This is a genomic window from Affinirhizobium lemnae (genome assembly GCF_022968395.1).
Classification (GTDB): Bacteria; Pseudomonadota; Alphaproteobacteria; order Rhizobiales; family Rhizobiaceae; genus Neorhizobium; species Neorhizobium lemnae.
The window spans coordinates 1-5,885 of the sequence record NZ_JALJQZ010000092.1; the positions used below are offsets into that span (position 1 = coordinate 1).

General features: G+C 53.9%; 3 protein-coding genes. All 3 read right to left on the minus strand.

Annotated elements, in window-relative coordinates; genetic code table 11:
* Window positions 1-365 precede the first annotated feature (365 nt).
* The 3 genes from MUU53_RS22840 to MUU53_RS22850 all read right to left on the minus strand — a co-directional run bounded on the left by MUU53_RS22840 (window position 366) and on the right by MUU53_RS22850 (window position 5,580).
* Window positions 366-1,502 carry a vWA domain-containing protein gene (locus MUU53_RS22840; protein ID WP_247262895.1) on the minus strand — a complete coding sequence of 379 codons (1,137 nt, stop codon included), beginning with the start codon at window positions 1,500-1,502 and terminating at the stop codon, window positions 366-368.
* Between the two features lie 203 nt (window positions 1,503-1,705).
* A complete protein-coding gene (locus tag MUU53_RS22845) occupies window positions 1,706-1,987 on the minus strand; it encodes a hypothetical protein (protein WP_247262896.1) in 282 nt (93 codons plus the stop codon).
* 134 nt (window positions 1,988-2,121) lie between these two features.
* Window positions 2,122-5,580 carry a DEAD/DEAH box helicase gene (locus tag MUU53_RS22850; protein WP_247262897.1) on the minus strand — a complete coding sequence of 1,153 codons (3,459 nt, stop codon included), beginning with the start codon at window positions 5,578-5,580 and terminating at the stop codon, window positions 2,122-2,124.
* Window positions 5,581-5,885: the final 305 nt, after the last annotated feature.

Consider the following 5,885-nt stretch of genomic DNA (forward strand, 5'->3'; position numbering starts at 1 on the left):
ATGGCCACAGCCTTGAGCAAAACGGCCCCAGAAGTGACTGGTGGCACAGGCCTCCATCGCGACGATGCAAGGCGACTACTCACTCAAAAGCTGCTGCAATCGAGCCCGCGACAGCACTCTGTTGAATAGAACCGCCCCGCCGCGATCCGTTCCACAGATCTGGAAACTCCACTTTGCAAGGGCGACCGCAAGGATATGCACCTGTGTTATCTGTCGTTCCTCCGTGAGCGCCACAATCGCGCTGGGTAGGCATCATACTCCGATGCCGACCGGAGGGGGCATCCACCCCATCAGTTCAGGAGACACAAGCTGATTTGCATAGCACAGTCGATCCAATCAGGTAGGATGCCGCTCTAAGACACGTTTTAGTTGGTCATCAAGGTGCCTTTCTGGGATGCTTTTGCAGCTATTTCTTGGAATGCAGCTACGAGATCCACCGCGTTTTGGGCATCGAAATAATGGTCATTGTCGGTCGCACATGCACTCAGCAAAGCTTTGCCAGCATCTGGTGCCATTAAGGCAACCGTAAAAATCTCTACTCCGTCCGCCTTGGCAGCTGTGCAGGCAGCTTTTGTTTTAGTATCCGCTCCCAGTATATTGTTTACGCCGTCCGTCATAAAGATAATGAACTTACGTGGCTTATCCTGGCCATTCTTATTCTTGTGGTAGCTGTCTTCCATGGGATCGGTTACAGCTTTATAAGCCGTCTGCATGGCCTCGCCGGAGTTCGTAAATCCGAATGGCGTCAAAGCGTTAACATATGAAAGCGTTGCATCCGTATTCCAGTCAAGTGGAGTGGGTGGCTGCATGACTTCATTATATGAGACGGCGCCAAGACGGGTATATCTCGAATCAGGATCGTAGTCCTTTATTGTATCGATTAACGCATCGGATGCACTTTTTAATGCTTCAATTTTACTGACGTATGTCAGCCAACAACCGGAACATGCTGCTTTCAATGTGTTCGTGTATTCAATCATTGAAGCTGACCTGTCAAGGACCAAGTACATTGAGAATGCACCATGTCTTTCTGTAGAACTCGAAGCGGAAGCCTCTACGCTTACTCGGATACTTGGAACAAAAATGGAAGCTAGACCTGACGTTGGAACGTCGAAGGAGGAACGCACAGTAACCGAGTATGTTTTTCCAGTCGCCTCTGTACCGGTGGAAACAACTTCAGATTGTGTTTTTTTTGCTATATCGCTAGCGGTATTGGCGTCTTTTTCATCTGGATCGATGAACGCAGCAAACTGGGCCGCTAGATAGTCACTGGCCTTCTTTTTTGCTTCTTCCTCTGTCAACTCGCTTTCTTTTGCCATGGCAGATGCCGCAGATAGGGCTGCCGCATCTGCCGCACCTTGGAGGTCTGCTTTGACCTGCAATGCATTGGCAAAATCAATTCCGAAACTCGCTGTGCCTATACAGACTGGCAACAGGATAGCGGTGACAACACCAAAATTCCCGCTTCGATCTTTGATTAGATTCCAGAGAGATTTCTTCATAAGCCCCTTACCTCAGCTTCAGCGCGACGCAGTAAAAACTCAGCTCGATGAACACAGTGTTAGATTGTTTTCGATCAAGGCGAAAAAGCTTATTAGCCTGTGAACAGATGCGAATTCATATTGGCAGGTGCTTAGTATACTTACTCTTAACGCCATTCGTGGCGGAGAAGGAAACCGCACCACATCTCTAACACCTATGGTTATCACTTGAGAGCTGGCCACTTTTCCCGCACCAATTGCTCGATGCCGTCGAGATCGATAACCACCGCCCCAACAGCGGGTCTTTTGTTCAGCTCTAGGTTTTGGCGAATAATTTCGGCGCTGCAACCTCCATCAGTACCTGGAGGATTGCGCATCCACTGGTTAAGAATATCGCGAGGCGACTGAATTCGCCGATATCCCACTTGCGCTTTTTGCCCGACCCCTGGAAGGCCCGAGGTTTGAACTGCCCACGGGAAATCCGCTGCTCGATCGGACTTACTCAAATCAAGAATCTCTGTAACGCGGCATCTATGGTGATCGTATTCACATCCCACCCTCTGACAACTTGTCAGAGGGTGATAAATGCACTTTTGACACGTTTTGCAAAGTTGATTGCCGAGGCTCGGGCTTTGGTGTTCTACGCCGGTAGATATCTACGCAGGGTCGAGAAATGTCCCGCGGATTTCCATACTTCCCTATTGCCGATCACGTAGATCGACGTTTTCGCCCGGGTGACCGCAACGTTGACCAAGTTGGGGTTGCCGCCTGCCCATGCACGAGCACCTCGCTGGGAGGGCGCTTGCGTCCCAAGGACAAGGAAAACAATCTCCGCTTCTCTACCTTGGACCGTGTGTACGGTGCCCACTCTCTCATAGACCCAGGCCTCGGGGTCGCTCACCCATCCTCGCAGCACCCCGCTGGCCAGTATCTCTTTGCGCAGATTGTCCTGGACGACCACAAACGGTGTGACGACGTAAATTTCAGGGTCGACACCGCCCCGCCGCAGTTGGCCAAGTTTCTCGATTAGGACGGCCCCTTCGTCTGGATACCACTTGTCTGTATGGGTAGATTGCGAGACCACATCGAACCACTTCGAATGTCCGAGCACATCATTGTCAGGTGTTGCCGACTTCGCCTGAACCATCAGGTTGGAGTACGCGATCTCGTTCGACACATCGAACATCGGGCTATTGCACCGACGGTGAACCAGCAACGGCGCACCAACATCACGATAACCGCTGCCGCTGGGGAAGCGTGCGCTGTAGGTGCTGGCGGCGTCCGCAAGGGTTTGCGTCGACGCCTCTGGGGCGCTGAACCGGATCGGGTCCAATCCGAATTGGCCGCATATCTCCTCAGTCAGTGTGCTTGGAAGAGTCACAACTGGCTCGATCTGCAGCGGGTCGCCGACGACAACCGTTCTCTTTGCTCGCATCATCGCCCCTACCGCAGCCTGCGGCAGCGCCTGCCCTGCCTCATCGACAAGCAACCAACCCAGAGACTCAGGCTTCAGTCTGCTGAACATACGATTGACTGAGGCAAACGTGGTGGAAACCACTGGAACTACCAGGAAAAACGATGACCATAGATCAGGGATCAGCGCATCCTTCTGCGCTGTACCCAGAGACCTAGTGCCAAATGACTCGACGAAGATAGAGAGGTTCTGCCTCAGCGGGTCGGCTGCTGCATCAATGAACGCTCTATGAAGCAGGACGGCTGTCTCGAACACGTCATCTCTCATCCGCGTTAATGTCTTGTCGAACCAGACGCTACCCTTCTGAATGTCCTCGTGACGACCTTGGAAGAAGCTGTCGTCCGGAACTGGAGCCGCGAGATTGCGTCGTTCTTTTGCGATGGCTTCATTCACCTGCCGAAGCTCGGCCTCGACCCGGGCGATCTTTGTTTCTGTTTCATTCAGTCGTCGCTGAAACACCTCGACCTGCTGTCGCAGACTGTTCGCCTTGGCCGTCATAACCCTTACGACCTCCTCAGTCTCGGCAATCGCCTTGTCCAGGAACGAGATTTGGTCGTGCCATTCGCGGTACGTTGATGTCCGGAACAGACGTGCCAGGAAACCAGGCCGTTGGGTTATGGCCCTTTCCCGCTGCCCCTCAAGCGAGGTCAACGACCTCCAAGGCGATGCCAGTCCTTCTTCAGCGGCAACTGCCTGCGCACGCAGGCTCTCCAGTTGCTGCTTTTCAGTAACAAAGCTCTCCTTTGCCTCAACGAGCGCTGCACTCAAATTCGGAGCAATGAGCAGGTTCTCATATAGCTTCTGCAGATAGAACTGACGCTCATTGAAGGCGCGAATGGCGACCATGAATGCGGCCTGCGCCTTTTCCCAACGCGCCAAAGCCTCACGGCTGTTCGCGGGCGGATTTTCAAGATCGACTATCTTCCGCAACCTGGTCTTTACCGGCACCCCCTCGCCTTGCGGCTCCGACACGTACTGGGGAATGCCGCATGCGTGGTTCAGGTAAGTTGACAAACCTCGCTCCTCGTCCTTCCAGAAGTTCTGATAGAACTGGTACCGGTTCGATGAGTTGCCAAGGACAGCGGCGACCAAGCCCCAGGTTTCGCGCTGTAGCACGTTGTCGGAAATCGTCTTGAAGTATCTCAGCCCCAGCGCATCCTCGGCAATCGCCTTCATGTCTGGAAGCTCAGCGCTGACGTTCTCGACCGCCTTGTTGTTGGACGACGTGACGACCATCTCGTAGCCCTTGAGCTGCTCGTCGAGCTGGTGAAGCGTGATCTTTGCACCGTTTCTTATGAATGTCTCCCTCGTCGGCTTGAACGCATCTGCCGGATTTTCGTAACGGCCCATGACAAGCGCGCGGTCGACGAGGCGCGCAGCAACCACATCGCGCAGCAGCGTCGTCTTGCCGGTTCCCGGTGGTCCGTTCACAGCCAGGACGCCGGTCGAAAGTCTCTGAGAATTGGTTGCATTGACTGCGGCTTGCTGGAGAAGAGCCAAGGGGAAGCGGCCCTTGGCAGGCCACCTACCCTGCGGCGTCAATGCGGGCTGCAGCAGGTCTTTCAAACCGTTCGTGTCGTTCAGCAAGTCGATGCGATGGTTCGGGCGTGCATCTCCCAGATAGTGCTTCAACGCCCCAGGGAGCTTGGATTGACTGGCGAGTGACCTGGCGGCGGCCAAATCCTCTAGGAAGAACGAATTGAGCAAGCTGGGCTCAGGCGGCGTCTTGCTCTTGTAATGTTCGAAGCGACGAACCGCAAAATACGGCCTCTTCGTCTCCAGATTCTGCAAGTTGAGCTTGCCGACCAGAAAATCGTACAGACGTTCAATATGCCTTCTGGTCAGGGGGACGACCTTATCGTCCTTGTCCCTTAAAATGAGTTGTAGGCGGAACTCTTTCAGCAGGGCTCCATGTTGCTGAGGCCAATCCGCGAGCCGCTTTAGGTCTCCCTGGAGGGCAACAGGAACACCCCAAGCAAAGCTGGAAATGGTTGCACTCGTTTCCTCTTCCAGCGGTTGACCTTCTTTGTTGACGATTACCGTCGCTATAGGACTCGCCCCTCTTAGGCTTGGCTTTTCGGCGCGCTTATCAGCGTAGACATTGAGAAGGGCTTCAACAGCCGGGGCCATCTCGATTGTGCCGATGTACACTTCGTAGAAGAGCCTTTTGTTGGGCCGGGACTTCTCTTCTGTCTCCCACGGAACTCCGTCTTTGCTGAACTTGGCAAGAAGGCTCTTGTCAGCGCCGACCAGATCAGTCTCACGGCGGAACGAAGAAGGTGAAAGTACCTCTAGCGCCGTCCAAGCACGAAGGGCATCTTCTGGCTTATTCGTTACCGGTGGCTTTGGGTTGTTCTGCCTCAGGGGCTGAATAGGTGTTTCAATAGGAAGCGCTGGACGCGACGGCTCCACTGGTGCCGGTGCAGGAATGCTTGCTTTCTCCGCTGGCCGTGGCTCGCGCTTAACGGTGGGTGTGGCAGGCTGCCGACCCCGAGCGGCTTCAATCCGCTCCCTCAACTGCTTCGCGCGCTGCGTCGACCGATGCTCCAGCTCCTTGAGGATGGCAGAAGCCAAAGAGGCGTCCGAGGGGTTTTGATCGAACAAGTTCTCCAGCTCTTCGATCAACTTGTTCAGATAAGGTCTCTTTGGCATTCCGGATTCCACGGTCGACCGCACGATTTACAACTGATCATTTACATTCTGGAAACACTATGGGTTGACGCCAATTACAATTCAACAGATTTTACAGATAGATAGTCGACTCATGCAAGATCTCTCCGCTGGTTCGCCTGCGCAGTCGACAACTGAAAAGACGCATGCCAAAGCAGCGCATCTAAATTCCCAGACCGCGCTGCTAGGCGGTAGTGACGATTTAGCTATTTGAGCCAGATGGCGATGGCTGCGAGTTTGACGAATCCCATGAAGTTGGC